At 60.2% G+C, this 25,503-nt stretch carries 27 protein-coding genes; 11 read left to right on the plus strand and 16 right to left on the minus strand.

What is annotated here, in order from left to right:
- The first annotated feature begins 10 nt into the window (after window positions 1-10).
- The 3 genes from OHL16_RS13740 to OHL16_RS13750 all read left to right on the plus strand — a co-directional run bounded on the left by OHL16_RS13740 (window position 11) and on the right by OHL16_RS13750 (window position 3,008).
- Window positions 11-760: a prolipoprotein diacylglyceryl transferase gene (locus OHL16_RS13740; RefSeq protein ID WP_263367739.1), complete on the plus strand. Its 750-nt coding sequence runs from the start codon at window positions 11-13 to the stop codon at window positions 758-760.
- The gene (locus OHL16_RS13745; RefSeq protein ID WP_263367740.1) at window positions 750-1,862 is read left to right on the plus strand and encodes an RluA family pseudouridine synthase; all 1,113 of its coding nucleotides are present in this window, start codon (window positions 750-752) and stop codon (window positions 1,860-1,862) included. Before OHL16_RS13740 ends, OHL16_RS13745 begins: the two co-directional genes overlap by 11 nt.
- Window positions 1,863-1,988: 126 nt before the next feature.
- On the plus strand, window positions 1,989-3,008 hold the full coding sequence (locus tag OHL16_RS13750) for a VWA domain-containing protein (RefSeq protein ID WP_263367741.1): 1,020 nt from the start codon (window positions 1,989-1,991) through the stop codon (window positions 3,006-3,008).
- 238 nt (window positions 3,009-3,246) lie between these two features.
- Here the strand turns inward: OHL16_RS13750 and OHL16_RS13755 are convergent, their stop codons facing one another.
- Genes OHL16_RS13755 through OHL16_RS13765 form a run of 3 tightly spaced genes read right to left on the minus strand, consistent with a single transcriptional unit; the run spans window position 3,247 to window position 5,268 of the window.
- Window positions 3,247-3,984, minus strand: a complete 738-nt coding sequence (locus OHL16_RS13755; protein ID WP_263367986.1) for an ABC transporter permease — start codon at window positions 3,982-3,984, stop codon at window positions 3,247-3,249.
- Window positions 3,959-4,879, minus strand: a complete 921-nt coding sequence (locus OHL16_RS13760) for an ABC transporter ATP-binding protein (protein WP_263367742.1) — start codon at window positions 4,877-4,879, stop codon at window positions 3,959-3,961. Before OHL16_RS13760 ends, OHL16_RS13755 begins: the two co-directional genes overlap by 26 nt.
- Window positions 4,876-5,268: a GntR family transcriptional regulator gene (locus OHL16_RS13765; protein ID WP_263367743.1), complete on the minus strand. Its 393-nt coding sequence runs from the start codon at window positions 5,266-5,268 to the stop codon at window positions 4,876-4,878. The genes OHL16_RS13760 and OHL16_RS13765 overlap by 4 nt, the downstream gene beginning before the upstream one ends.
- Window positions 5,269-6,030: 762 nt before the next feature.
- Here OHL16_RS13765 and OHL16_RS13770 point away from each other — a divergent pair.
- A complete protein-coding gene (locus tag OHL16_RS13770; protein WP_263367744.1) occupies window positions 6,031-6,600 on the plus strand; it encodes a hypothetical protein in 570 nt (189 codons plus the stop codon).
- Window positions 6,601-6,654: 54 nt separating this feature from the next.
- On the opposite strand, the gene add is transcribed toward OHL16_RS13770, so the two are convergent.
- From add to OHL16_RS13800, 6 genes are all read right to left on the minus strand, one after another.
- Window positions 6,655-7,695: an adenosine deaminase gene (gene add / locus OHL16_RS13775; RefSeq protein ID WP_263367746.1), complete on the minus strand. Its 1,041-nt coding sequence runs from the start codon at window positions 7,693-7,695 to the stop codon at window positions 6,655-6,657.
- Between the two features lie 54 nt (window positions 7,696-7,749).
- Complete coding sequence (locus OHL16_RS13780; protein ID WP_263367747.1) at window positions 7,750-8,169, minus strand: DUF2071 domain-containing protein; 420 nt, start codon at window positions 8,167-8,169, stop codon at window positions 7,750-7,752.
- A gap of 16 nt (window positions 8,170-8,185) precedes the next feature.
- Window positions 8,186-8,461: a DUF2071 domain-containing protein gene (locus tag OHL16_RS13785; protein ID WP_317891064.1), complete on the minus strand. Its 276-nt coding sequence runs from the start codon at window positions 8,459-8,461 to the stop codon at window positions 8,186-8,188.
- 27 nt (window positions 8,462-8,488) lie between these two features.
- Complete coding sequence (locus OHL16_RS13790; RefSeq protein WP_263367748.1) at window positions 8,489-10,102, minus strand: amino acid permease; 1,614 nt, start codon at window positions 10,100-10,102, stop codon at window positions 8,489-8,491.
- A gap of 86 nt (window positions 10,103-10,188) precedes the next feature.
- Entirely contained in the window at window positions 10,189-10,344 is a 156-nt protein-coding gene (locus OHL16_RS13795; protein ID WP_263367749.1) for a hypothetical protein, read from the minus strand.
- Window positions 10,345-10,381: 37 nt separating this feature from the next.
- On the minus strand, window positions 10,382-13,168 hold the full coding sequence (locus tag OHL16_RS13800) for an ATP-dependent helicase (protein WP_263367750.1): 2,787 nt from the start codon (window positions 13,166-13,168) through the stop codon (window positions 10,382-10,384).
- 217 nt (window positions 13,169-13,385) lie between these two features.
- On the opposite strand from OHL16_RS13800, the gene OHL16_RS13805 reads away from it, so the two are divergent.
- The 4 genes from OHL16_RS13805 (at window position 13,386) to OHL16_RS13820 (ending at window position 16,174) form a co-directional block, all read left to right on the plus strand.
- Window positions 13,386-13,721 carry a hypothetical protein gene (locus OHL16_RS13805; protein ID WP_263367751.1) on the plus strand — a complete coding sequence of 112 codons (336 nt, stop codon included), beginning with the start codon at window positions 13,386-13,388 and terminating at the stop codon, window positions 13,719-13,721.
- A gap of 128 nt (window positions 13,722-13,849) precedes the next feature.
- Window positions 13,850-14,389 (plus strand): LOG family protein, encoded by a 540-nt coding sequence (locus OHL16_RS13810; RefSeq protein WP_263367752.1) that lies wholly within the window; start codon window positions 13,850-13,852, stop codon window positions 14,387-14,389.
- A gap of 90 nt (window positions 14,390-14,479) precedes the next feature.
- Window positions 14,480-15,718 (plus strand): NO-inducible flavohemoprotein, encoded by a 1,239-nt coding sequence (gene hmpA, locus OHL16_RS13815; protein ID WP_263367753.1) that lies wholly within the window; start codon window positions 14,480-14,482, stop codon window positions 15,716-15,718.
- Window positions 15,719-15,739: 21 nt separating this feature from the next.
- Entirely contained in the window at window positions 15,740-16,174 is a 435-nt protein-coding gene (locus tag OHL16_RS13820) for an RrF2 family transcriptional regulator (protein ID WP_263367754.1), read from the plus strand.
- Here OHL16_RS13820 and OHL16_RS13825 read toward each other — a convergent pair.
- From OHL16_RS13825 to OHL16_RS13840, 4 genes are all read right to left on the minus strand, one after another.
- Window positions 16,164-16,610, minus strand: a complete 447-nt coding sequence (locus OHL16_RS13825) for a DUF971 domain-containing protein (protein ID WP_263367755.1) — start codon at window positions 16,608-16,610, stop codon at window positions 16,164-16,166. The genes OHL16_RS13820 and OHL16_RS13825 overlap by 11 nt on opposite strands.
- Window positions 16,607-16,906, minus strand: coding sequence for a SemiSWEET family sugar transporter (locus tag OHL16_RS13830; protein WP_263367756.1), 300 nt, complete (start codon window positions 16,904-16,906; stop codon window positions 16,607-16,609). The genes OHL16_RS13825 and OHL16_RS13830 overlap by 4 nt, the downstream gene beginning before the upstream one ends.
- Window positions 16,903-17,682 (minus strand): sulfite exporter TauE/SafE family protein, encoded by a 780-nt coding sequence (locus tag OHL16_RS13835; RefSeq protein ID WP_263367757.1) that lies wholly within the window; start codon window positions 17,680-17,682, stop codon window positions 16,903-16,905. The genes OHL16_RS13830 and OHL16_RS13835 overlap by 4 nt, the downstream gene beginning before the upstream one ends.
- A gap of 83 nt (window positions 17,683-17,765) precedes the next feature.
- Entirely contained in the window at window positions 17,766-18,518 is a 753-nt protein-coding gene (locus OHL16_RS13840) for an ATP-binding cassette domain-containing protein (protein ID WP_263367758.1), read from the minus strand.
- 61 nt (window positions 18,519-18,579) lie between these two features.
- Between OHL16_RS13840 and OHL16_RS13845 the strand changes: the two genes are divergently transcribed.
- Window positions 18,580-19,308 (plus strand): SDR family oxidoreductase, encoded by a 729-nt coding sequence (locus OHL16_RS13845; protein WP_263367759.1) that lies wholly within the window; start codon window positions 18,580-18,582, stop codon window positions 19,306-19,308.
- Between the two features lie 146 nt (window positions 19,309-19,454).
- Here the strand turns inward: OHL16_RS13845 and OHL16_RS13850 are convergent, their stop codons facing one another.
- Both OHL16_RS13850 and OHL16_RS20140 read right to left on the minus strand, forming a co-directional pair.
- Window positions 19,455-20,816 carry an amidase gene (locus tag OHL16_RS13850; RefSeq protein WP_317891072.1) on the minus strand — a complete coding sequence of 454 codons (1,362 nt, stop codon included), beginning with the start codon at window positions 20,814-20,816 and terminating at the stop codon, window positions 19,455-19,457.
- Entirely contained in the window at window positions 20,719-21,348 is a 630-nt protein-coding gene (locus tag OHL16_RS20140; RefSeq protein WP_317891065.1) for a hypothetical protein, read from the minus strand. Before OHL16_RS20140 ends, OHL16_RS13850 begins: the two co-directional genes overlap by 98 nt.
- Window positions 21,349-21,512: 164 nt before the next feature.
- Here OHL16_RS20140 and OHL16_RS13855 point away from each other — a divergent pair, with 164 nt between their 5' ends.
- Entirely contained in the window at window positions 21,513-22,049 is a 537-nt protein-coding gene (locus OHL16_RS13855) for a DUF4136 domain-containing protein (RefSeq protein ID WP_263367760.1), read from the plus strand.
- 86 nt (window positions 22,050-22,135) lie between these two features.
- Here OHL16_RS13855 and gyrB read toward each other — a convergent pair whose 3' ends face one another.
- Complete coding sequence (gyrB, locus tag OHL16_RS13860; protein WP_263367761.1) at window positions 22,136-24,748, minus strand: DNA topoisomerase (ATP-hydrolyzing) subunit B; 2,613 nt, start codon at window positions 24,746-24,748, stop codon at window positions 22,136-22,138.
- Window positions 24,749-25,058: 310 nt separating this feature from the next.
- Between gyrB and OHL16_RS13865 the strand changes: the two genes are divergently transcribed.
- Window positions 25,059-25,343 (plus strand): hypothetical protein, encoded by a 285-nt coding sequence (locus OHL16_RS13865; RefSeq protein WP_263367762.1) that lies wholly within the window; start codon window positions 25,059-25,061, stop codon window positions 25,341-25,343.
- Window positions 25,344-25,503: the final 160 nt, after the last annotated feature.

The following is a 25,503-nucleotide window of genomic DNA, read 5'->3' on the forward strand; positions in this document are numbered from 1 at the left end:
CGCAACCACCTTGCATCCCACCCTCCTCCACCTCGGCCCATTCGTCCTGCCCACCTTCGGCCTGCTCGCCGCCATCGGACTCATGGCCGCCCTCACACTCAGCCTGCGCACCGCACCGCTCGCCGGCCTCAGCCCCGACCGCATCTGGAACGCCGGCCTCTTCACGTTGCTCTCCGCCTTCGTGCTCTCGCGCCTGCTCCTCGTCCTCACCAACCTGCACACCTTTCTCTCCTACCCGATCCTTCTTCTCGCCGTCCCCTCGCTCACTCCGCTCGGAATCCTCCTTACCGGCTTCGCCGCGGCTATCTACCTTCGCCTGAACGGCCTTCCCCTCCTCGCCACGCTCGACGCCTGGGCTCCTTGCGCCACGCTCGTCTGGGTCTTCCTCGCGCTCGGCCATTTCGCCGAGGGCAGCGATCCCGGCATGATCACCTCCGTCCCCTGGGCCATCCCCTCCTCCACCGGACTCACGCGGCTGCACCCCATCGCCCTCTACGCCGCAGTTCTCGCCGCGATCCTCACCTACGTTCTCTTCCGCCAACTCCCGCGCCGTCGTAACCCCGGCGACACTGCCGCGCTCGCGCTCGCCTCCACCGGCATCGTCCAGTTCCTGCTCTCCTTCCTCCGCCAGCCCGCGCTCTTTGGCACACCTCTCGGCGACATCCTCGACCCCATCCAGTGGGCCGCTCTCGGCATGGTCCTCGCCGCTGGCCTCATTCTCATCACTCAACCGCGGAGGCCTGTCTCCCATGCCGTCTAAGCACATGCTGCCCAAAGGCCAGCGCCGCCGCACCGTCAAACCCGAGTACCGCGCCACGCGCGGCATCGAGCCCCCCGCGCCTCCTGTCATCCCCACCGTCGACTTCGGCGACGACGCCGAAGCCGAAGACGCGCTCCACACCTTCACCGCCGCACCCGAGGCCGCTGGCCTCCGCCTCGACCAGTACCTCGCCCACGCCATCCCCGACATCAGCCGCTCCCGCGTCCAGCTCCTCATCGAGCACAACCAGGTCCGCGTCAACGGCACCCCGGCCAAGCCCAAGCAGAAGCTCCACGGTGGCGAGGCCATCGAGATCGAAGGCGCGCCCCACCCACCGCCGCTCCACGCCTTCCCCGAGGACATCCCCCTCACCATCCTCCACGAGGACAAGCACCTCGCCATCATCGACAAGCCCGCCGGCATGATGGTCCACGCCGGCTCCGGGGCAACCGACGACGCCCGCAACCACGGAACTCTCGTCAACGCCCTCCTCCATCACTTCGGCAAGCTCTCCGACGTCGGCGGCGAGCTCCGCCCTGGCATCGTCCACCGCCTCGACAAGCAGACCAGCGGCATCATACTCGTCGCCAAGGACGACAGCACCCACCGCAAGCTAAGCGAGATGTTCGCCGAGCGCCAGCTCGAAAAGACCTACCTCGCCCTCGTCCACGGCCACATCGTGCGCGAAAACACGACCATTAGCCTGCCCATCGGCCGCGACCTCATCCGCCGAACCCGCATGACCACCCGCCGCTCCGCCGAGAGCGAAGGCGTCCGCCCCGCCGTCTCCCACGTCAAGGTGCTCAAGCGTATCGCCTCACCCTACGGCCCCTTTACTTTGGTCGAAGTCAGCATCGAGACCGGCCGAACCCACCAGATCCGCGTTCATCTCCAGGCCATGGGTCATCCGGTCGTCGGCGACACCCTCTACGGCGCCCCGCACCACGTCGGCCAGCTGCCCGACACCCTCTCACTCGACCGCAACTTCCTCCACGCCGCGCACCTGGCCTTCCATCACCCCCAGACCCGCAAGGCCATGCAAATCGACTCTCCCCTACCTCCAGAACTCCAACAGTTTCTAGGGGCAATCGGCGTCAACTAAGAACTGCCACGGACGGGTGCCCCAAAACCTCACCACAGACGCCACCCCGCCCGATTATCTCGATACCACCCAGAGGCCAACTCCGGTAGAATTGCGCCAGTGACTCTGACCCGCCGAACCAAACTCGTGCCCTCCCTCCTGACCGCTGCGCTGCTGTTCTCCACGGCACTCTCCCCCGCCTCTCTTCGCGCCCAGACGCAGCAACCGGCTCCACCCCTAGCGACCCAGCCCGCGCCAGCCGAGCCCCAGCCTCCGGCCCCGACCGTCACCTCCTCGCAGTCCGCCCCCACCAGCTCCGATGACCTCGTCCCGACCATCAAGGTCCAGGTCAACGAGGTCAACCTCATCTTCACCGTCACCGACAAGAAGGGCCGCTTCATCACCGGCCTCCAGCGCCAGAACTTCGGCCTCCTCGACAACCGCCTCCCGCCCGAAGCCGTCCTCCGCTTCGAGCAGCAGACCAATCTTCCCCTCCGCGTCGGCATCATGCTCGACACATCGAGCTCCATCCGCCAGCGCTTCCAGTTCGAGCAGGACTCCGCTATCGAGTTCCTCCTCCAGATCCTGCACCGCAACGACCGCGCCTTCGTCGAGGGATTCGACATCGAAACCGACGTTGCCCAGGGCTTCACCAACAACATCGACCTTCTCAACCAGGGCATCCGCAAGCTGCGTCCCGGCGGAGGCACAGCGCTCTACGACGCGCTCTACAAGACCTGTAAAGACCAGATGCTTACCCTGAAGGAGAACGGCGCCGTCCGCCGTGCCCTCATCCTCGTCTCCGACGGCGACGACAACTACAGCCGCGCCGAGCAGTCCGACGCCATCAAGATGTGCCAGCGCGCCGAGACCATCGTCTACAGCATCAGCACCAACGTCAGCCCTAGCAAAGACAAGGGCGACGACGTCCTGAAGACCATCTCCGAGGCCACCGGCGGCGAGGCCTTCTTCCCCACCAAGATCGAGGACGTAGCCACCGGCTTCCACAACATCCAGGAAGAGCTCCGCAGCCAGTACTCGCTCGTCTACCGCCCCGCCAACTTCAAGCAGGACGGCTCCTTCCGAACCATCTACCTGCAGGCCCTCGACCCCCGCTTCCACGTCCGAGCCAGCAAAGGCTACTTTGCCCCCCGCGCCACCCCATAGCGAGCGCTAACCTTCGAGATCCTTTCGCGCCTCCTCGCCCTCAACCACGAACGCGCCACCGCTCCAAACCAGACTGCCGTTTAGCTTCTTTTGAAACACTTGCAGAATTTTCCCCTCAAAAACAAAGGGAAAATTAGGTAGTGGGTCAGTTTGGAGTGAATGTCTGGAGTTTCCGAAAAGCCGACTTTGAAGGCAGTTCATGCGGCGCTTTTTGTGGGAGCGCTTCTTGCCCCGGTGTTCAGAAGTCCTGTCTCTCTACAACTAGAGCAGAGATGGTGAGGAATCCAATCACGATCGTCATCATGCTTGCCAAAACTGACCAAGGCAATGCCCCGGTTAGCTGGTAAGAGTGCATTTGGAAATAGCCCATGTTATGACCTGTCATAACATGCAGAACGTTTAGAGAGGGCAAAGTCTTCAGAATGGGGGAATTTACAGTGGCAATATAACCGAATAACGTACCCATACAGATCAGCGGAGTTGAGTACACCCCTACCGTGAAGCTTGACAGGAGAAAGGCCACAGCAAACCATACGGAGCCACATACAAACCAAAGGATGCTGAACCGTATTGCTTGGCCGATTGGATAGAACTGCGCCACCATTGGCGATAGGCAGATTATCGTCAAAGCAGGTACGAGAGCTAATACAGCGATCTCTAGCAGACCCACGGTCGCCCGGACTCCGGCGAATTCCCACCGACTGACAGGAAGCGTCAATGTAAGGGATGTCGTTCTTTCAGTTCTTTCTCGCGAGAGGCCGCCGATTCCCAAGAGCGTGGCAAATAAGAGAAATATCAAAACCGTTGCGTCGCCATACGTTGTTCTATAAATGTATTCGATGTACGAAATCTGCCTCGGAACGCCACGAATGTACTGACTGTGAAACAGGACGAACTGCCCGCAAGCTAGGGCCAGGAAGCAAACTGCCACGAAAAAGCGCGTCCGGCTTTCAAGCCAGGTTTTGTACCAAATCATACTCATCCCCCTTGACCTGTTCTAAAAACACTTCTCGCAAACTGCTCGGCGTCACCTCAAGCGACACAGGGTCAAAACTCCGAGCGAACTCTGCAATAGAGTCAGCGCCGTGGCTTGTAAGCAGGCTAATCTGTCGTCCATCCCTACGGATTGATAAAACGCCCGGCATGAGGAAGTCCGTATCAGGCAATTGGCGGGAAAAACCGAACGTTATTCGCCTGTATTTCTCGCGCAGTTCGTCGAGAGTAAACTCGCTCACCAGGCTCCCTCGGTCGAGTATGGACACCCGATCTGCGATGCGTTCGACCTCTGCGATTTGATGAGAGGAGAAGAACACCGTCGTGCCTTCAGATGAGGCGGATGTCATCTCCTCGAGCAACTGCTCTATCGAAACAGGGTCTAGCCCCTCGCTTGGCTCATCCAAAATAAGAAGCTCCGGGCGGCGTGCCAACGCTAGGAGCAAAGCGAGTTTAGTGCGCATCCCTTTTGATAATGCTTTGATTTTGCGGTTGTGCGGCAACTGAAAGCGAGCCATAAGCCGATGCTCAACCTCAATTCTCCAGTCGCTGTAGAAGGATTTAGTGAAGGCAATCATCTGTTCAACTGTCATGTAGCCGTAGAGCGGTTTGTCTTCGGCCACATATGCAACTCGTCGTCTCATTTCACGATTCTGCTTGGGCGCATCAATGGAGTGGTCAAGTACTGTTGCCGCTCCCGCTGTAGGGTGGACCAGACCTAAGAGCATCTTGATTAGGGTGCTCTTACCTGCTCCATTGCGCCCAAGAAATCCTGTGATCTGCCCTGTTGCAACACTAAGAGTCAGGTCTCGTACTGCGGCATGGGACCCATAGGTTTTGCTCAGTCCATGTGTTTCAATGACGAATTGTTCACTCATCTGACCCTTTCATCGGTTGCATAGAGAACCTCTGCTTCAAAGAGTCGGCGGAGCTCTTCTCCGGAAAGACCTTCTCTCTGAAGTTCTTCCACGAGAGAGCGAACACGAGCGTGCGCGATTCGTACTTTTTCAGCGCGCGCTCTTGTGCCACGATTTGCGGACACGAAGGCACCGGAACCGTGCCGCAAATCGAGAAGCCCCTCATGTTCCAGCTCGGAATACGCTTTGGCAACGGTGTTATGGCTCACCACCAACTCCTGCGCCAGCGTGCGAATCCCTGGTAGAAGATCGCCGTCTTGCAGGATGCCAATCTCTACCGCGTGGCGGATTTGTTGCATCAATTGAAGGTAGAGAGGCTGTCCTTCGACGGGATTGATCTTAAAGATCATGTGACTAACTGTACCACTGTACTTGTACAGATATACGGAAGAGCTGTCAAATGGGTACTATCCACCAAGGCCTTAAATGTCGCGAACACCACACAACCGAGATCTCAAGCCCATTGTGTGGGGCAAATCAAATGCGGAGCGGAAAAGAAAGTATCGTTTTCCTCTCACGCATGACACTCGGCCGATTTCCGTTACCACTAAACGAGGTGTTGTGAGAAAGTGTGAGTCTGGATTGGCCCTAACAAGGTTTAGCGTGAAATGAGGGCCGAAGTTCCCGCAATACGGGGTTATAGGTAACTTTGGTTGCCCCGGAGTTCAAACTGGCCCACTACCGAAAAATATCTGTCAAGTGCCCCAAACCTCTGCGGGAACCCCATAACAATACAAGTCACACAAAAGCAACCCCTTACGCCGCAAAAATAAACTCCGGCAAAGTGGCAGACCAGTTTCCACTAATCTCGTAAAATAGAAGTAAAAGAGAAGAAACGAAGAAAGCTCCGGCATGCTCGGGGCTTTTTCAATTTTAGATCATAACCCATTTGTTTTTAATACTTTGCAAATTAAGTCCTTTGAATGGAATACTTTGCAATACAAGTCCAGATCTAAACCTAAAGCAATGAATACTTTGCGCAAAATCAAGTAGGAGGGGGAGTACCCCAGGAAAGGAGAAAGCACAATGCCACACCACCACTCCGGCTGGTCAGCGGAGCCAAGAACTATCCCAGTAGAAATGTGTCTAACCTACAAAGAGGCACTAGGCAAATGATCCACCGACTCCCCGTCTACCTCCTCGCGCTCACGCTTGCCGTCCCAGCCGTCCAGGCCCAGCGGCCTCCCGGCATCACCGAGGCCCTCACTCAGCTCGCTGACCAACCCGCCACCCACGTCGGCTTCACCTTCGACCGCTCCATGCTCGACTACGCCCGCAGCTTCATCGACAACGGCAACGCGCAGGTCAAACGCGCCGCGGCATCGCTCAGCAGCATCACAGTGGACACCTTCCATTACCCACGCCCGGCCTTCTACACACCCGAGGCAATGACCGTTCTCATCAACACCTACCACGCTGCAGGATGGAAACATCTGGTCAACGCCAACGCCTCGCCGGCCGAGAGCGCGCAGCCTAACAACCCCATCACCGACCTCTGGCTGCACTTCAACGGCGCTGAGATCGACGACGTCACAGTCCTCGTCCGCGGCCCGCGCGAGATGAATCTCATCCAGATCTCCTGCGTGCTGCGCCCGCTCGACCTTATCCACCTCAGCGGACACTTCGGCATCCCCCGCGTCGACCCGAACGCCGTCATGGTCCCCGCCCCCAACGGCAGATAAATCTCGCCACTTAGCCGTTAACCCGTTCCCATCTGCGAAGATCCACGGTCGGCCTCACCACCCATACTGCTCAACCCGCTGCAGCAGCTCCAGCTTCTGCGCCGGCTCCAGAAAGCTCGCCTCAATCGCGTTCGCCGCAAGCTCGCGCATCTGCTCGAGTGAGAACCCGAACCTCTCCTGCGCGATTACATACTCGCCGAGCAGATCACTGCCAAACATCGGCGGGTCGTCGGAGTTGATCGTCACCATCAACCCAGAGTCGAAGTAGTGTCTCACCGGGTGCACATCGTACCCGCTGCAACATCCCGTCTTCACATTGCTCGTCACATTGATCTCAAGAGGAATCTGCTTTTGCGCAAGAATCTCCATCAATTCGTGATCCCGCTGCGCTGCAAGCGCATGGCCGATCCTCTCGGCTCCGATATTGATCGCCGACCAGATGCTCTCCGGTCCAACTGACTCGCCCGCATGCGCCGTGAGCCGCAACCCGGCAGCCTTCGCCTCGGCATACAGCTCGCGGAACTGGTCCGCCGGCCCACGCGCCTCATCGCCGCCGATCCCGATCCCCACAATGCTCGGATACTGCGCCCGAAGCTCCGCGGCCTTGCGAAAGACCTTCGCCGCTTCATCCACGCCGAAGTGCCGCACCGCATCGATGATCCACAGCACCGTCGTCCCAAAGTCCTTCTCGCCACGCAGCCGCCCGCGCTCGATCGCCTCGACGTAAGGCTCAACCTCTTCTTTCTTCCAGAAGTAGATAATCCCGAACGAGATGTAGACCTCGGCGTGCACCACACCCTGCGACGCCAGCTCGCGGACCATGTTGTAAGTAATCAGTTCGTAGTCGTGCGGCCCCTTCAGCCGCTCGGTCACCGCTTTGAACGACGTCAGAAACCCGATGAAGTTCTCATACTGATAGAGCGCCTTCGCGTCGCCGAGCGACAGCGGCTCCGCATCGTGCCGGCGACTCAGCTCCACCAGTGTCTCGGGTTTGATCGTCCCTTCGAGATGCAGGTGCAGCTCCGCCTTGGGAAGCCTGCGCAGCCAATCAACGACATCAACCTCAGCCCCTCGTTTACCGGTTTGTTTACTCATAACGATTAGTCTAGTGCTTCAATGCGGCGCACTGCAGGCTATGGCAAGGATTAGTCAATGCGCGCCTGATCGCACCTCGACCTCGGACCCCTCGGCCAGCAAGACGCTGAAGGGCCGCTCCCGGCTCAACGAAGAGAATCCTGCGCCGTACACCTGAGCAAAGTCGACGTCGACCAGGTAGCTTTCGATGGGATAAACCTGCCAGCGTGGATGGACGACCTCGTACTCCAATGTCCTTCCCCTGGACAACCTGGTGTAACCCCAGTAGTGCTCCGTAATGAACTCCTCTTCACTACCGCGCTCTACCAACTGCATCTCGCGCGAAGCGAGTGCCTGCATCTGATGCCATCGTCCGGCAAGCCGCCAGCGATATCCGACTGAGAGGCCAGCCTCCTCGCAACGCCACTCATGCCGCATTCGCGCCGTAGCGTAGTTCTCTCCATAGAGAGTATTCGCCACAACGCGAAGAGCCAATCGCGGCACAACCTCCTTAATGAAGACGACTCCTCGCTTCCGCACACCGGTCGCATATGCGACGCACATAGAAGCGAAGATTTACCTCTTCAAATTGAACGTGAAAGGGTACGCGAATGCCTCTCACTCGCGTGTTCTGAAAGAGAAATCCAACGAGGCTGACGTAGCAGCTGCCGTTGTAGAGATCCAACTCAGTACCGGCTGGAAGATACGGGAGTAGAAGATCTTCCGGAACGGCATAGTTGGCCATGATCAGCTTGCGCCACTCTGCAGTAAGAAAGGTCTTTGCCATCTCCGGCACCCACCTGCTGAGTTTGTCTCAGCTCAACTCGCCCTGCTTTGCAGCGTAAAACTCACTCCGCTTGCGGCTGTAGAACACATACACAAACAAGCCCACCACCAGCCAAACAAAGAACCTAAGCCACGTCTTCGTCGGCAATCCGGCCATCAGCAGGACGCAGAAGAACACGCTCAGAAACGGAATCACCGGCCCGAACGGAACCCTGAACCCGCGATATCGCTCAGGCTGCCGCACCCGCAGCACAATCACGCCAATCGACACCAGCACAAACGCAAACAGCGTCCCGATGTTCGACATCTCCGCCAACGACCCCACGTCGAACAGCCCCGCAGGAATCGCCACCAAGATCCCAGCGACCCACGTCGCAAACGCAGGCGTCCTGTACCGTGGATGCACCTTGCTGAAGGCACTCGGCAGCAGCCGGTCGCGCGACATCGCAAACCACACTCTCGCCTGTCCAAGCTGAAACACCAGGATCGACGAGATCATCCCCACAATCGCGCCCAGCAATACCGCGAGCCGTACCCAGTGCAGGCTGTGGCCGCCCGGCAGCAGCGAGACACGCTTCAAGGCGTTGACCACCGGAGCGCCATCGCCCGCTACTGTCTGCCACGGCACCAGCCCGCAAAGCACCATCGCCACGCCGATGTACAGAATCGAGCAGACGATCAGCGTCGCCAGAATCCCGATCGGAACATTCTTCTGGGGATTCCTGCACTCCTCGCTCGCCGTCGAGACCGAATCGAAGCCAATGTACGTGAAGAAAATAATCGACCCACCCGCCAGAACCCCGCTCCAGCCATTCGGCGAGAAGGGCACATAGTTGTTCGGATGAATGAAGCTGAGCCCGAAGAAGACGAACACCAGGATCGCTGCGATCTTCACCAGCACCATGATGTTGTTCGTCCGTGCCGACTCGCGAATTCCGCGCACCAACACCACCGTCAACAGCAGCACAATCAGGAACGCCGGAATGTTGAATCCCGTATGCCAGCCCGGAGCGTAGATGTCACGCCCCTGCAGGTCCTGCAGGCCCAACGGCAGATACGCCGGCGAGAGCCACTTCGGCGACAGCGGTATCCCCATCCAGTCCAGCAGCGCCACGACATGCGCCGCAAAACCCACGCTCACGCTCATGTTGCTGAACGCATACTCGAGGATCAGGTCCCACCCGATGATCCACGCCACCAGCTCACCAAGCGTCGCGTAGGTATAGGTGTACGCCGACCCCGCAATTGGGATCATGCTCGCCAGCTCCGCGTAGCAGAGCCCCGTGAGCGCGCACACGATCGCCACCAGGACCAGCGAAACTGCCAGCGCCGGTCCAGCGCCTGGCCGCCCGGCCACCGCGCCGTGATGCAGAATGAGGTCGACCACCGGCGAGTCGATCCATCGGGCCTCCGTCGCCGGATTCCCGCCGATCGCCGTTCCGATCACCGTAAAGATGCCCGACCCGATCACAGCGCCAATCCCCAACGCCGTGAGGCTAACCGGGCCAAGCGTCTTCTTCAGAGCCTGGTCCGGCCGCTCCGATTCCGAGATCAGCTTGTCGATCGACTTAGTTTGAAAGATTTGCCTTGCCAGAGCCTTTCGCTCCTCAAACAGAATTGTTCCGGGGAATCCCGGCCTCACAACGCAACTTGAGACTTGCAGCGTATTCAGAGGAGCGGGCTCCCTGAGCGCAGAATCGCACTCAGGGAGCAATCATCGTCTTAGGCTTAGCGCTTCGACTGGCCGCGTGATATCTTCTTGACCTTTGCCTTGCTCGAGCCGCGCGGAGTCGTCCGCTTGCCCTTCGGGGCAGCCTTCTTGCGTGCCGCCCGTTTTACCTTCTTGCGCTCGACCTTATCCGTAATGCTCTTTGTATTTGCCATTAACTTGCCAATCTCTCTTAAGAATGTGATTCAGAACCTAGAGGCGCTCCAACTGGGCAAACTTCTCCACCAGCTTCTTAACGCCATGCTGTTGAAATTGTACTGTAATCTTGGCGTCATCCCCATCGCCTTCGCGGCGAAAGACAGTTCCTTCGCCATACTTCGGATGCCGCACCCGCGTCCCCTGCTTCAGCCCGGTCTTGCCCGTTGGCTCCTCGACCTCCATCTTCGGCCGTGAGACCTTCTGGCCGCGCGCCGCAAAGAAGCTCGCAATATTGTCCATCGAGCCGCTGCCACCCGCAGTCCGCCCTGCCGGTCTCTGCCGATTGCTCTGTGAGCCATAGTCGCCTCGTGGAGCGCTCTGGTCCTCATCCTCGTAGCTATAGTGCCGCTCGCCTGCCTCGGCATCCTTTCTGCCAAACCGGTTCGCCTTCGGATACGGCGTCGAATACATCCCGCTGTAGTCACCCGAAAACTGAGGCCGCGCCGCAGGACTTCCCAGGTCCTCCACCAGCCGGCTCGGGACCTCCTCCAGAAATCGCGACGCAACGCTGGCATCCGGCATATCGCTGCCATAACGCCGCCGGTATCGCGCCCGCGTCATCACCAGCGTGTCCATCGCGCGCGTCATGCCCACGTAGCAAAGCCGACGCTCCTCCTCAAGACCCGCCGGTTCCATCAGGGTCCGCCCGCTCGGAAACAGACCTTCTTCCATTCCCGCGAGAAACACCAGCGGAAACTCCAGCCCCTTGGCCGCGTGCAGCGTCATCAGCGTCACCCTCGCCTCGGCTGAGTAGCTGTCGGCGTCGCTCACGAGCGCCGCATGGTCCAGAAACTCCGAAAGCGTCTCGCCGCGCTCCTGCGCATCGTGCGCCGCGTTCGCCAGTTCCTTCAGGTTCTCAATCCGCGAGAAGCTCTCCGGCGTCCCCTCGTCCTCGAGTGCCCGGATATACCCGCTGCGATCGTTCAGGAACTTGATCAGCTCCGGCAATGTGGCCGGATCGCCGGGACTGCGAAACGCCTGCCGTTCCACCGAAATGTCCTCTCGACCAGCCACCAGACCGGGTGCCCCATCTTCGCGGCCGCGTTTGGCCGCTAAGATGGGCCTGCCGCCACGACTCTCCTTCAACACCACCGGAGCAAACGGATTGAAGCTCGCCACATCGATCCCGTGCGCCGCATCCGTATCCTGCGAGTTCTCCGCCGCAATCGTCGACATCTCCTCAGTCGGTCCAAAATCAAATCCGAAGTTGAAGCTCGTATCAAACGAGCCCTGCCCAGGCTCATCCGCCTCCACCTGCACTTCTTCGGAGGCCGCCAGCGCTGCTACGTCAAACGAGATATCCGCGGCCTCATCGGCTCCTTCTCGCGCACCGTCCATGAGCTTTTCCGCAAACTCCGGCCCTAGCATCGCGCGCGCATCTTCAATCAACCGACGGAACCCACCCAGAGCAATCAACGCCCGCTGGGGCAGCAGCTTATCCTCGATCGCGCGGCCAATCGCGTCCCACGTGCTCATGCCCGTGCTCAGGGCCATTCGCTCGAGCGTCTCCATTGTCGTCTTGCCGATGCCGCGCGCGGGAGAATTCACCACGCGATTCAACGCAATCGAATCATGCGGGTTCTGCACCAGCTTCATATAGCTCAGCAGGTCCTTGATCTCCGAGCGGTCGTAGAAGCTGAAGCCTCCCACCATATGGTACTGAATCTGATACCGCCGCAGCGCCTCTTCCACCAGCCGCGACTGCGAGTTCGTCCGGTACAGCACTGCACACCGCGGCGTCTCCTCCTGCTGGCCTGCGTCGCGCAGATACTGCCGAATCCTGTCGGCGATAAACAGCGCCTCATTCTCGCCATCGGGAGCCTCGTAGTAGCCGATGAGCGATCCGCCCTCTCGCGAGGTCCACAGGTTCTTGCCCTTGCGCTGCGTGTTCTGCGCCACCACAGCGCTTGCACCCTCAAGAATCACCTGCGTCGAGCGATAGTTCTGCTCCAGCCGAATCGTCTTTACATTGGGAAAGTCCTTCTCGAACTCCAGAATGTTCCTGATGTCCGCGCCGCGCCAGCTATAAATCGACTGGTCCTCATCGCCCACCACGCAGATGTTCGCCTCAGGCCCCGCGAGGAGCTTCATCAGCTCATACTGCGGCCGGTTCGTGTCCTGGTACTCGTCGATCATCACGTACCGGTAGCGACGGTTGTATCTTTCTCTCACCTCGGCCGAGGACTTCAGCAGCCGCACCGTCTCCAGCAGAAGATCGTCGAAGTCCAGCGCATTCGCCTTCAGCAACTCCTTCCGATAGATCTCGAAGATGTGCGCAATCTTCTCCTCCATCGGATTCGATGACGCCAGAAAATACTCCTGCGGATCGATCATGTGGTTCTTCGCCCAACTGATCCTCCCCAGCGCCACGCGCGGCTTCAGGCTCTTGTCGTCGACGCCCAGCCGCTTCAGCGCGGCCTTCACCACGGCCTCCTGGTCGGTCTCGTCGTAGATGGCGAACGTCTTCGTCAGCCCCACGCCGTTCACGCGCAGCGCCTCGATATCGCGCCGCAGCACGCGCACGCAGAAGCTGTGGAAAGTCGAAAGCAGCGGCTTGGCCAACGACGAATGCCCGAGGATCTTGTCGACGCGCTCAGCCATCTCCTTCGCAGCCTTATTGGTAAACGTCACCGCTAGGATCGAGTCCGCCGGTACGCCCCGCTCTTCAATCAAATACGCTATGCGATGCGTCACGACGCGCGTCTTGCCGCTGCCCGCACCGGCCAGCAACAGCACTGGCCCATCGACCGTCCTGATTCCCTCTTGCTGCTGAGGGTTCATGTTCTCTAAAAGATGACTCAAGTTGCCCGTCCAACTTCAATTTTAACGCTTCCTTCAACCATTCGACGGCTCGTCACGATTTCCACACCGCTCGTCACATCACGCACATCCAACGGAACCTTCTCAAGTCCAACGACGTAGTTCGCAACGATGAGGTCGCCAGGTGCACCGATGCAGTCGAGCGCTCTCTCAAACCTCGAACCACTGGGAGTGAAACATGAATCGTCGCAATCTCTTCGCAGTCACCACCATCGCCGCATCGTTGATCGTCTCCCCCGCCGTTTACGCCGCAACCAGCATTCATTCTCCGGTCAGCGCCATGTTCGGCAAGACGAAGATCATCACACTCACCCTCGTCAACGACTCCGGAGCCTCCATGCAGGTGAAGGCAGGCGAAGACGTCATTACGCTCGAGACGGGCAAGCCTGTCACCGTCAAGCTTCCGCCCGGTACGCGTGTTGTAGCCACCACCGCCACTCCTGTTCATCAGGCCGGCTCACTCATCGCCGAGGTCTCTAACGCACTCAACGGAGCAGTTCTTCACATCAAATAACAACTCACCTATCTGGCACGGGGATGCCGCGTCCGCGTTTTTGAGCCGCGGCGTCCCCACTTAATCCCGTTCTGCTGCTTCATCATCCCCTCACATTCTCTGAATCCGTCCCTGCTATCCTCAACGGTGTGATCCGCAACGTTGCCATCTTCTGCGCCTCCGCCGACGGAGTTGACCCTGTCTACCGCGAAACGGCTGAGACTCTCGGCCGCACACTCGCCCAGAAGAACATCGGCCTCGTCTACGGCGGTTCCAACGTCGGCCTCATGCAGGCCGTCGCTGAAGCCGCACTCGCCGCTGATGGCCGCGTCATCGGAGTCATCCCCGAGGTCCTCGTCGACCTCGAGGTTGCTCACCACGGCATCACCGAGCTCCACATCGTCGACACTATGCACACACGCAAGGCGCTCATGGGCAACAAAGCTGACGCCTTCATCGCCCTGCCCGGTGGCTTCGGAACCTTTGAAGAGCTCTTCGAGGTCCTCGCCTGGCAGACCCTCAAGCTCCACGCCAAGCCTGTCATGCTGCTCAACATCAACGGCTTCTATGACAAGCTGCTGGACTTCCTCGACCACTGCGTCACCGAGGGCCTGCTTAGGCCGAAGAGCCGCGAGATTCTCCTCGTCGCCAATACGGTCGAAGAGGCCCTTGCCCTTCTGACAACCTGATCTCACGGAGACGCGATTACCGCACATAACTTGCGGAATACAGCCAGATAGGTGAATATGTATTTAGAATACATATTCACAGGAGGAGTAATGCTGGCCCAGCAAAAGGCTATCGTTCAGGCAACCGTCCCCGCACTTCAGCAGCACGGCGAAACCATCACAAAGGTCTTCTATCAGACTCTTTTTGAAGAAAATCCGGCCCTGCTCAACATCTTCAACCCTGCCAATCAGCAGAGCGGCGGCCAGTCCCGCAGCCTCGCGGCCTCGATCCTCGCCTATGCCGCGAACATTGATCGCCTCGACCAGCTAGGCGGCATGGTGAGCCGCATCACTCACAAACACGCCAGCCTTGAGGTACAGCCCGAGCACTATCCCATCGTCGGCGACCATCTGCTCCGCGCGATTCGCACCGTACTCGGCGAAGCCGCAACGCCGGAGATCCTTGACGCATGGGGCGCCGCCTATCAGCAGCTTGCAACTATCATGATCGGCGCCGAAAAGCAGCTCTATACCGAAGGCGGCGCACAACCCGGCGGCTGGTCCGGCTTTCAGCCTCTCGTTGTCGAGCGCAAGGTCGTCGAGAGTGAGACCATTACTTCCTTCCATCTCGCCTCTCCTTCAGGACAGCCGCTGCCTTCCTTCCTTCCCGGACAGTACCTGGCCGTCAAGGCGCACGTCGCCGACGCGCCCTTTCAGCAGATTCGCCAGTACAGCCTCTCGCAGGTTAGCAACGGCAAGACATACCGCATAAGCGTCAAGCGCGAGACGGCTCCCCTGCACATCGCCGCAGCCAACAACGGTCTCATCTCCAATCATCTCCACGCCGACGTTCATGAAGGCGACACCATTCTGGCGCATGTGCCGCAAGGCGATTTCGTTCTGCGCGAGGGCAGCAGGCCGGTCGTGCTTCTCAGCGGCGGCGTCGGCATTACCCCGGCGATCTGCATGTTGCAACACCTTACGCTCAACTCCACGGATCGCCGTGTGCTCTTCGTGCACGCTACAACCCAGCGCAGCCACCACTCCTTCCGCGACGAAACACGCTCGCTCGTCGAGGTCCACCCTGACGCACGCGCACTCGTCTTCTACGAGAAGGTAACAGCCGCCGACAACCTCGGGCACGACTACGATCTCACCGGCCGCATCGACGCAGCATCTCTGCGGCCCTACCTGCCGCAGGAGCCTGCCGACTTCTACTACTGCGGCCCCCCGGGCTTCATGAGTGCAGTCGAGAGCGTTCTCGATGCCCTTAACATCCCGCTGGCCGACCGTTATAGTGAAGCTTTCGCCCCCGATCCCTCGTTCGCGACCGAAATGGCGAGGGCCTAGCCTAAGGAGTCCGCTCACCTCATGAACATCACCCGCTTCTCGGACCTGTCCCTGCGCCTTCTCATGTATCTCGGCAGCCGCGCCGAGCCCATGCAGGCCACGGTCACGGTCCGCGAGGCGGCCTCGATGTTCAATGTTCCCTACGCCCACCTCGTCAAGGTCGCCCATCAGCTTGGCCAGCAGGGATTCCTCGTTACCACGAAAGGCGCCGGCGGCGGACTCCGCCTCGCGCGCCCGGCCGAGTCCATCCGTCTCGGTGAGGTCCTCCGCATCACTGAGCCCTCCGACGCCGTAATCGACTGCACGGCCCAGCCATGCCCGCTCGCAGGAGCATGTCTTCTCAAAGGCGCGCTCGACAGTGCCTACGCTGCGTTTCTTGACACGCTCGACCGGTACACCCTCGCCGAGGTCGCGCGGACCCCGCGGCTGCAGAAGCTGGTCTATCTCAAGCCTTGAGCGCCTGGCTCTTCGACCTGCACGCCTCGCACTGGCACACCCGCCGCAGATACTCCCACGAGTAGATTCCGCTCTCGTGCCCATCCGTCCACTTGAACTTCATGGCGTACTTGCCCACCGGAGTCACCTCCACCGGACGCACCGGAGCCTCATACATCACCAGCAGCGTCTTCGGCTTGGGCTTCGGCTCACCCGGCCTGCGCCCGCTCTGCTCGCGCTCTTCATGACACGTCGCGCACGGACACGCATTGCGCAGCCACGCAAAGTTCCACTCGCTCGCATGGCCATCCTTCCACTCAATCGCGACGCCGGTGCCTTCCGTCTTCATCACGCGAACCTTCTTCGGAGTCACGGCATCCTCCGGCAGTCGCGCTTCCTCCGCTGCCTCACGGTGCGCCTGCTCCGCGCTCACAAACCGGATTCCCTCATGGCTCATGGCTCCATCTCCTCGCTTGCGCCGTCGCGATCGTATTTCATCTTCAGAAACAGAATGCTCAGTGACAAGGCCAGCGTCACTACATTCGATGCAATCACCGGCTTCGACCTGATCATCAGTCCATACATCAGCCACATCGCCACACCCACCGAGAACAGCAGAAAAGTCCCCAGCGAGATCTCCCTCGCCGACCGCAGCTTCAGCACGCGAAGCAGTTGCGGCACAAACGCCGCAGTTGTGCAGAACGCCGCGACAAACCCAATCTCCTCCACCAAACGCTCCCCGGACAAAATCATCCGTTCCTCCAGAAAAAATACGCCGCCATCACACATCCCGTCGTCACCACAATCGCGCGCAAAACATCTCCATTCATACGCCGCGCATACTGCGCCCCCACATACCCGCCAAGACCGGCAAACACCATTGACACCACGCAGTAGCGCCACAACACCGCACCGCTCACAATAAACGTGCCAATCGCCACCATGTTCGACAGGCACGCCATCACAACCTTCAGCGCATTCAACGTGTGCATCTCTTCCACGCCGAACAGCGCCAGGACCGTCATCACCAGGAACCCGCCGCCCGCGCCAAAGTAGCCTATATAGAAACCAATCGGAAACAGCGTGACGAACAAAGGAAGCATCTTTGGCGTGTGCCTCACATGCGGCGTTGACGACCGCGTCCACAACCAGCGTGAGATCCTCCCACTCACCCCGAAGATGACCGCGCCCATCAGCAACAGCCACGGGATCTGGTGCAGAAACGTCACCTGCTTAGTCCGCAGCAGCACCGCCGCGCCCGTCAGCCCACCAAAGACCGCCGCCGTCACCACCGCCGGCAGCAGCTTAATATGAACATCCTCGCGCAACGCCGCTACCGAGGTCAGTTGCCCTGGCCACAGCGCGACCGTATTCGTCGCGTTCGCCTGAACTGGCAAAACGCCCATCGCCATCATCGCCGGAAACGAAACAAACGAGCCACCGCCAGCCATTGCATTCATCACCCCGGCAATAAGCGAGGCAGCGACCAGCCAGACATAATGCCAGTGCGAGCTAAAATCCAAAACCATCCATCTTCCATTGTACCGGCTGCACCAGCTCAGCTCTTGCGCCGCGAAAGACCGGTCAATTCAGCGGTTTGTCGAGGGCAACCTTAAACCCGCACCTCAGGCGTCGCCCCAATCAACTCCCGCGTGTAAGCCTCGCGCGGTTCGCAGCACACCTGTTCGCATTCACCCAACTCCACCAGCCGCCCCTTCCGCATCACGGCTACGCGGTCGCACAAATATCGCACCAGCGGCATCGAGTGCGAGATAAACAGATACGTCAGCCCATAGCGCTGCTGCAACTCCCGCAGCAGATTCACCACCTGTGCCCCCACGCTCACGTCCAGTGCGCTCACTGGCTCATCCAGCACCACAAACTCCGGCCGCAGCGCCAGCGCCCGCGCAATGTTGATCCTCTGCCGTTGCCCCCCGCTGAACTCATGCGGATAACGTTCCAGTGCCGAACCATCCAGCCCAACCTCGCCAAGCATCGCAGACAGCCGCTCCGCAGGGCATCTCTCTCCATGAATGGCAAAAGGCTCCGCCAGAACCTCCTTCACCCTCATCCTCGGGTTCAGCGCGGCAAACGGATCCTGAAACACAATCTGCATCCTACGCCGCAGTGCGCGCAGCTCACGCGCTCTCGCAGCCAGCAGGTCCTCGCCGCAATACCGGACCTCGCCCGCTGTCGGCTCCGTCAGCCGCAGCAACATCCGCGCGACTGTACTCTTGCCCGAACCCGACTCGCCCACCAGCCCCAGCGTCTCGCCGCGTCCGATCGTAAACGACACATCATCCACCACGCGCGAGCCCGCGCCATACTCCTTCACCAGTCCCCGCGCTTCCACCAATGCACTCATCGTCTAGCCGATGCTACCATCCACTTTGAGCAAACCTGTAGACGCATCCAGGAGCGAATTCGTGACACCCTCGGCCACACTTTCCAACAAAACCGCCATCGTCACCGGAGCCAGCTCTGGCATTGGCCACGCTACCGCGCTGGCTCTCGCGCGACACGGAGCGAACCTCATCGTCACCGCCCGCCGTGAAGACCGGCTCCGCGCCCTCGTCGACGACATCGAAGCACTCGGCGCCCGTGCAGCCCTGCACGCCGGCGACGCCACCGACGACGCCACCGCCCGCCAGACCATCGCACTCGCCATCGCCGAGTTCGGCCGCATCGACATCCTCGTCAACAACGCCGGCGCAGGCAGCGACAGGAATCTCATCGACACCACCGTCGAAGACTACGACGACCTCATGGACACCAACATGAAGTCCAGCTTCCTCTTCTCCCGCCACGCCGCGCCCATCATGATCGAGCAGCGCAGCGGCACCATCCTCTTCATCGCCTCCGTCGCCGGCCTGCAGGGTGCAGCAGGCGAGTCCGTCTACTGCGCCGCCAAGTTCGCGCAGGTGGGCTTCGCGCAGGCGCTCGACGCTGAGCTCCGCAAACACAACATCAAGGTCGGAGCCATCTGCCCCGGCGGAACCAAAACCGAGTTCGCCGTCGGACGCGGCCGCACCGAAGAGTGGGTCCGCGACTCCGAAATGATGCAGCCCTCCGAGGTCGCCGACGCCATCGTCTTCGTCTGCCTCCAGCCCCCAAACGTCCGCATCCCCCAGATGACCGTCCGCCATATGGGCTAACCCACATGAGTTAAGCCTCCACCGTCTTTTGTTGGCATCCTGACCGGAGGCGTCCCTCGCCGCCGCGACTACCCCTCGTTGTCATCCCGACCGGAGGCGGCGCTTTTGCCGCCGCAGTGGAGGGATCTGCTTCTCGCCTTTTGAAGCTAATCCAGTTTCGGATGCATCAGGTGAAAACTCGTCGTATCCTGATACGACCGCGCCAGCGCAGCCAGTCGAGCATCCGAGTACAACGCCCCCAGAAACGTCAACGACACCGGAGTCCCCGGCCCACCCACATTTTCCCGCGCGCCATCCTCTTCGCTGTCCGGCTTCGGAGCACCATCGCCACGCAGGCCATTCGGCACAACGATTGCGGGATGCCCCGTCAGGTTCGTCGCCGTCAACTGCGCCCCGTTCGAGGGAGTCACAATCACGTCTACCTCGTTGAAGACCTTCGCCATCGCCTCCATCGCCATCGTGCGAGCCCGCTGCGCCTGCACATAATCCACCGCCGAATAGAACCTCGCCACATGAAACTGATTCGGCCAGTCGAACGGCATCTGCCCGGTAAGCAGCTTGTCCCGTCCACTCGTTGTCAGTTCATCAAAGGCCGCCGCAGCCTCCGCCTCCAGCAAGGGAGTCATGTCTCCGAAGTGATACCCCGTCGGCATCTCCACCGGAATCAGGTTCACGCCCATGTTCTTCAGCGCATCCAGCGCAGCCACCCCATACTTCAGGTCGTAGACACGCCGGTCGTAATCCCTCTTCTGCTCCGCAGTCGCATCCGCAGCCAACTTCGGAGCTTCGAACTCGCTCTTCAGATACCCCACCCGCAACGTCTTCCAGTCGAAGTCCGCGTCCCAGTTGAAGGCCGCATCCTTCACGCTGCGGTCCTTTCCATCCGGCCCATAGATCGAAGACATCACCAGCGCGCAGTCCTCCACGCTCCGGCAGATCGGCCCGATTTTGTCCATCGTCCAGCTCAACGCCATCGCTCCTGTACGCGGCACGAAGCCAAACGTAGGACGCAGTCCCGTCACGCCGCACCGCGTCACGGGCGACGAGATCGACCCCAGCGTCTCCGTCCCGAGCGCAAACCCCACGCAGCCAGCCGACACCGCGCTCGCGCTCCCGGCCGACGACCCGCTTGACCCCTGCTTCTGATTCCACGGATTCCGCGTCCTTTCACCACCAGCCCGCGCCCCGAACCACAGGTCACCCTGCGCCAGCGCGCCCATCGACAGCTTCGCCAACAGCACCGCTCCCGCCGCATCCAGCCGCTCGACTACCGTCGCGTCGTAGTCGAACCGTTGCTCCTCAAACCCCGCCGCTCCCCACGTTGTCCTGTAGCCCTTCACCGCCAGCAGGTCCTTCGCGCCCCACGGAATCCCATGCAGCGGCCCACGATACTTACCCGCAGAGATCTCCTTATCCGCGGCGGCCGCCTGCTTCAGCGCCCGCTCCTCGGTCAGCGTAATCACAAAGTGCAGACGCGGATCGTGCCGCTTCAACCGCGCCAGGTACATCTTCGTGAGCGCAACGCTCGTCACCTTGCGTGTCTTCACCAGCTCCGCAAGCTCCCGCACCGAGGCAAACGCCAGCAGACCCTCTCCAGCGCTCAACCGCGAAACATCCGGAGCCGCACTCATCCGCATCGGCCTCCGCTCTGTATCGAGCTTCATCCGGATCAAACACGAACGCCGGAGCCACACTGTTCGCCAGCTTCATACTTCGGATCGCGATCACCGAATCCCGCTGCTTCCCCAGCCCCTCGAGCATCATCGACTTCTGCTCGTCCTTCAGCTTGATTCCCGCAATCACCGCCGCCGCATCAATCATCTCCGGCGTAATCTTCCCGAGCTCCTTCGCCTTCTCGCCCGAACTACTCGCCGCCGGAGCCTGAGCCGCCATGCCCCAAAGCACACCAGGCATCAGCGTCTGACCCAACCCAAGCGCCGAACACACGCCAAGAAACCTCCGCCTATCTACAACCCCATACTGTTCGCCCATCCCGGCATTATTGCATCGCCCTTCGCTCCAGCCCGAAAACAGGCTCACGCGCGCATGCTTTGGCAGAATCTGGCATCCCTCACTCGCTATCCAGACTGGCTCCTCCTCTGGGGAAGTGATACATTCTTTTCGTTCACCCGGACACACCTTTAGTGGCCGTGAACGAACGTCATGCACGCGGGCCCAAATCACACATCTGAAAGGAAGGCCATATGCGACTCCGTAATGCTCTTCCCCTGCTGATGGTGCTCCTTCTAACAACCTTTGCCATGGCGCAAAAGGTCAACACCGACTACGACCGTGCGGCCACATTCTCCAACTACCACACCTACGCCTGGACCGCAGGCACCCCCGTCCCTAACCAGCTTATGGATGGACGCATCCGTGACAGCATCGATCAGCAGCTCGCCTCCAAAGGGCTACAGAAGGTTACCGACCCCGAGAAGGCCGATCTGATCGTCGCCTATGAGGCCGCCCTCGGCCACGAGACCCAGATGAATACGACAGACTTGGGCGGCTGGGGCGGCTGGGGAGGATACCGCTATGGCGGCATGGGCGGAATGTCCACCACCACCGTACAAAACATCCCCGTCGGCCAACTGATCGTGCTCCTCGGCGATAACAAGACCAAGAAGGTCGTCTGGCGCGCCACCGCCTCGGACACGTTGAGCGACAAGCCCGAAAAGAATACCAAGAAGGTTCAGAAGGCTGCTTCGAAGATGTTCAAAAATTACCCGCCCAAGGCCTAAGGAGCCAGATCGCAGCAGGGCAAAAATAAACGGCCTCACGTATGCATCGTGAGGCCGTTCTGTTTCAACCAGACTTTGAAGACAGCTCAGATATCCAGGTTCTTCACATCCAGAGCATTCTCTTCGATGAACTTCCTGCGGCTCTCCACATCCTCGCCCATCAGCGTCGTGAAGATCTCCTCGCAGGCAGCAATATCTTCGAGCTTCACCTGCAGCAGCGTCCTGCGCTCCGGATCCATCGTCGTCTCCCAGAGCTGCTCGGCCGTCATTTCGCCCAGACCCTTGTAGCGCTGCACCTGGTACTCCTTGCGGCCCTGCTCGATCACATACTCGAAGACCTCGCGCGCCGTCTTCTTCTCCACCGGGTCCTGACCCGCCCGGCCAGTCTTCCTGGCCTTGACGGTCTCAGCCGCTCCTTCTTCTTGAGTGGCCTCCTCGGCCTCTTCCGCAGCCTCAGCCTTCGCAGCCTTCCCCGCATACTCAATCAGGAACGGCCCCTCAAGCTGCTCGCGAATCAGCGCATGCTTGCCCAGTAGCTGACGGCTCTCCGGAGCCGACGCCAGCGGCCAGTCAATCGTCCGCGTCGCGCCCTGCGCATCCGTGAAGTTCACCGAATACGTCCGGTGCTCCTCATCCAGCTCCACATCGCCAACGTGCTTGAACTGGTATTCCTTCGTCATCGCCACCAGCTTCGCGCGTAGCGCCTCCAGCTTCGCGGGAGTCTCAAAGTCCGCGCGCTTCGCCGGCTCCTTGCCCTCATGCGCAAACATCTCTGCGAACTCCCGCGTCACCTCTTCGTTGCGCAGCCGCTTCTCCACCTTCTCGAAGAACTCGAGGTAGTCTTTCAACTGCCCCATGAACTTCGTCAGCGTGGAGCCCTCCAGCTTCGCGCCTCCGTCGCCATAGTGAATCACCATGCCATCCGAGGCGCGCTTCACCATCACGCTCACGTACTCGCGGTCGTCCTTGATGTACTGCTCGAACTTGCCCTTCTTGATGCGATACAGCGGTGGCTGCGCAATGTATACATGCCCGCGCTTGATCAGCTCCGTCATATGCCGGAAGAAGAACGTCAGCAGCAGCGTGCGGATGTGCGATCCGTCGACGTCGGCATCGGTCATGAGGATCAATTTCCCGTACCGCAGCTTGGTCGCGTCGAAGTCATCCTTGCCGATCCCGCACCCAAGCGCGGTGATCATGGCGCGAATCTCTTCGTGCCCCAGCATCTTGTCGTACCGGGCCTTCTCCACGTTGAGGATCTTGCCCTTCAGCGGCAGAATCGCCTGGAACTTCCGGTCGCGGCCCTGCTTCGCGGTTCCACCTGCGCTCTCTCCCTCGACGAGGTAGAGCTCGCAGCGCTCCGGCTGCTTTTCGCTGCAATCGGCCAGCTTGCCGGGCAACCCGCCGCCATCCAGCGCTCCCTTGCGCCGTGTAAGATCGCGGGCCTTGCGGGCCGCCTCACGCGCACGAGCTGCGTCAATCGCTTTGTTGATGATCTTCTTCGCAACCGAAGGAGTCTGCTCCAGAAACGCCCCCAGGCGCTCGTTCACAAACGCCTGCACCGTTCCTGCAATGTCCGAGTTCAGCTTGCCCTTCGTCTGCCCTTCAAACTGCGGCTGGCTCAGCTTCACGCTCACAACGGCGACCAGGCCCTCGCGAACGTCATCGCCGCTCAGGTTCTCCTTCACGTCCTTGAACAGGCCCATCTGCTGCCCGGCCCAGTTGATCGTGCGGGTCAGCGACGCGCGGAATCCCTGCAGGTGCGTTCCGCCATCAACCGTGTTGATGTTGTTGGCAAAGGTAAAGATCGTCTCCGAGTACGAGTCGTTGTACTGCAGCGCGATCTCCATGGCCACGCCATCGCGCTCGGCCTCCATGTAGATCGGCTTATCATGCAGAACCTGCTTGCCCTTGTTCAGGTGCTTGATGAACTCCGCAATTCCGCCGACGTACTTGAACTCCTGGCGCTTGCTCTCACCTGTCTTGGTATCGGTGGTCCGCTCGTCAGTCAGGTGAATCTCGAGTCCCTTGTTCAGGAAGGCGAGTTCACGTAGCCGCTGCGCCAGCGTGTCGTAGTTGAACTCCGTCACCGTGAAGATGCTCTTGTCCGGAAGGAAGTGGACCTTCGTTCCCCGACGCTTGGTCGTTCCCACCTTCTGCAGCTTGCCCAGCGGGTCGCCCTTGGAGTACTCCTGCGTCCACGCGTTGCCGTCGCGCCACACCTCGACGTCGAACTCCTCGCTCAGCGCGTTGACGCAGCTCACGCCCACGCCGTGCAGGCCACCCGACACCTTGTAGTTCGAGGCATCGAACTTACCGCCCGCGTGCAGCATGGTCAGAACCACCTGCACGGCCGGCATCGTCTTCCCGTTGATCGTCTTGTCGTCCACCGGGATTCCGCGGCCGTCGTCGGTCACGGTAATGGAGTTGTCCACATGGATCGTGACGTCGATGCGCGTCGCATACCCCGCCAGGGCTTCGTCCACCGAGTTGTCCACCACCTCATACACCAGGTGGTGCAACCCCTGCTCGCTGGTCGAGCCAATGTACATCGCCGGACGCTTCCGTACCGCCGCGAGGCCTTCCAGAACTGTAATATTCTCGGCCGAGTAGCCGCCGCTGCTCTTCGTCGCAGCGTCCTTCTCTGCGGTGTCTAGTTCCAAAAGTTCACTGCCGGTGGGGACTGCGGTCGTTGCCATGGATCTCCTGATGATGCGGGAAGAGACCTCCGGAATTCTGTCGCCCGAAACTCGCGCAAAACCGCGTCAATCAAGCACTTTGCACAGATTCAACCGGGGTCTTCCGTGTCTTAAGTATAGCACGTCCCGGGGGTCGAAACCCGCCTCCGGGGGCCCCCTCCGGAGTATCCGCAACGGTTCAGTCCGGCCCCTTCCGGATGGTTCCGCCATGCATTCTCCCGGCCACAAAACCACCCCGGTTTACCCCTTTCGTGGGACTGGCCTAACACCTGTGGCTTGTTATGCTTCGCTCGGTATCACGAGGTGAAGAATGAAACTGAATCGCTTGATAATGGCTTCTTTGCTGAGTCTTTCCTTATCCGCTACCTCCGCCTATGCGTGCGACCACGGTGCAAAGGGTGACGGCAAAGGCGGCACCGTCTTCAACCATCACCACCACGACGACGACCACGATCAGGACAACGATCGCGATCACCACGACAGCGACCACCACGACGGCGACCACCACCAGTGCTCCGGTGGAGACCACTCCGGTAGCGGCGGCAGCGGGAGTGGCAGTGGTAGCGACAAAGGCGGTACCACCCAGTACAAATAACGGCCTCGCAATACCCGCTACACCCGTTTTTCATGCACCGTCCACTAAACACGAGGTAATCCCATGAAACTAAACCGCTTGCTAATCGTCCCCCTTCTTGGTCTATCGCTACTAACTACTTCCGCTCTCGCTGACGACCACAGCAATGACAGCAGCAGTC

This window comes from Edaphobacter bradus (genome assembly GCF_025685645.1).
Taxonomy (GTDB): Bacteria; Acidobacteriota; Terriglobia; order Terriglobales; family Acidobacteriaceae; genus Edaphobacter; species Edaphobacter bradus.

Bases quoted from the DNA above. Each gene is read 5' to 3' on its own strand.
- gyrB (WP_263367761.1), bottom strand. From the start codon at position 24,748: ATGGCAACGACCGCAGTCCCCACCGGCAGTGAACTTTTGGAACTAGAC.
- OHL16_RS13785 (WP_317891064.1), bottom strand. From the start codon at position 8,461: ATGGCAAAGACCTTTCTTACTGCAGAGTGGCGCAAGCTGATCATGGCC.
- OHL16_RS13855 (WP_263367760.1), top strand. From the start codon at position 21,513: ATGCGACTCCGTAATGCTCTTCCCCTGCTGATGGTGCTCCTTCTAACA.
- OHL16_RS13805 (WP_263367751.1), top strand. From the start codon at position 13,386: ATGAATCGTCGCAATCTCTTCGCAGTCACCACCATCGCCGCATCGTTG.
- OHL16_RS13795 (WP_263367749.1), bottom strand. From the start codon at position 10,344: ATGGCAAATACAAAGAGCATTACGGATAAGGTCGAGCGCAAGAAGGTA.
- OHL16_RS13830 (WP_263367756.1), bottom strand. From the start codon at position 16,906: ATGATTTTGTCCGGGGAGCGTTTGGTGGAGGAGATTGGGTTTGTCGCG.
- OHL16_RS13800 (WP_263367750.1), bottom strand. From the start codon at position 13,168: ATGAACCCTCAGCAGCAAGAGGGAATCAGGACGGTCGATGGGCCAGTG.
- OHL16_RS13745 (WP_263367740.1), top strand. From the start codon at position 750: ATGCCGTCTAAGCACATGCTGCCCAAAGGCCAGCGCCGCCGCACCGTC.
- OHL16_RS13865 (WP_263367762.1), top strand. From the start codon at position 25,059: ATGAAACTGAATCGCTTGATAATGGCTTCTTTGCTGAGTCTTTCCTTA.
- OHL16_RS13850 (WP_317891072.1), bottom strand. From the start codon at position 20,816: ATGTACCTGGCGCGGTTGAAGCGGCACGATCCGCGTCTGCACTTTGTG.
- OHL16_RS13835 (WP_263367757.1), bottom strand. From the start codon at position 17,682: ATGGTTTTGGATTTTAGCTCGCACTGGCATTATGTCTGGCTGGTCGCT.
- hmpA (WP_263367753.1), top strand. From the start codon at position 14,480: ATGCTGGCCCAGCAAAAGGCTATCGTTCAGGCAACCGTCCCCGCACTT.
- OHL16_RS13840 (WP_263367758.1), bottom strand. From the start codon at position 18,518: ATGAGTGCATTGGTGGAAGCGCGGGGACTGGTGAAGGAGTATGGCGCG.
- OHL16_RS13755 (WP_263367986.1), bottom strand. From the start codon at position 3,984: ATGATTTGGTACAAAACCTGGCTTGAAAGCCGGACGCGCTTTTTCGTG.
- OHL16_RS13820 (WP_263367754.1), top strand. From the start codon at position 15,740: ATGAACATCACCCGCTTCTCGGACCTGTCCCTGCGCCTTCTCATGTAT.
- OHL16_RS13770 (WP_263367744.1), top strand. From the start codon at position 6,031: ATGATCCACCGACTCCCCGTCTACCTCCTCGCGCTCACGCTTGCCGTC.
- OHL16_RS13825 (WP_263367755.1), bottom strand. From the start codon at position 16,610: ATGAGCCATGAGGGAATCCGGTTTGTGAGCGCGGAGCAGGCGCACCGT.
- OHL16_RS13760 (WP_263367742.1), bottom strand. From the start codon at position 4,879: ATGAGTGAACAATTCGTCATTGAAACACATGGACTGAGCAAAACCTAT.
- add (WP_263367746.1), bottom strand. From the start codon at position 7,695: ATGAGTAAACAAACCGGTAAACGAGGGGCTGAGGTTGATGTCGTTGAT.
- OHL16_RS13765 (WP_263367743.1), bottom strand. From the start codon at position 5,268: ATGATCTTTAAGATCAATCCCGTCGAAGGACAGCCTCTCTACCTTCAA.